The sequence below is a fragment of the Neisseria sp. P0021.S006 genome (assembly GCF_051956895.1).
In genome coordinates, this window is record NZ_JBQCWZ010001078.1 from 1 (window position 1) to 508 (window position 508).

The following is a 508-nucleotide window of genomic DNA, read 5'->3' on the forward strand; positions in this document are numbered from 1 at the left end:
TATATGGCCGGTTTGGTCGGTTCGTCTTCCAGCCCGATTTCGGGTGTGGGCATCGTCTCTATCGTCATTATTTCACTGGTGTTGCTGCTGGTCGGCGAATCCGGCGGCTTGATGGTGGATGAGGCAAACCGCAAATTCCTGCTGGCATTGACGCTGTTTTGCGGCGCGTCTGTGATTTGTGTGGCTTCGATTTCCAATGACAACCTGCAGGATTTGAAAACGGGTTATCTGGTAAAAGCGACGCCTTGGAAACAGCAGGTTGCGCTGATTGTCGGTTGCGTTGTCGGTGCATTGGTGATTTCGCCTGTGTTGGAGCTTTTGTATGAAGCCTACGGCTTTACCGGCGCGATGCCGCGTGAAGGCATGGATGCGGCCCAAGCACTTGCCGCGCCTCAGGCAACTTTGATGACCACCATCGCCCAAGGTATTTTCTCGCACAATCTGCAATGGGATTATATTTTCACCGGCGTGGCCATCGGCGTGGCGTTGATCGCGGTTGATTTCACAT

At 53.5% G+C, this 508-nt stretch carries 1 protein-coding gene; it reads left to right on the plus strand.

The features are described from left to right. Positions 1 to 508: OPT family oligopeptide transporter (locus ACTHUM_RS18810; RefSeq protein WP_440403799.1), on the plus strand; the 508-nt coding region annotated here is incomplete at both ends.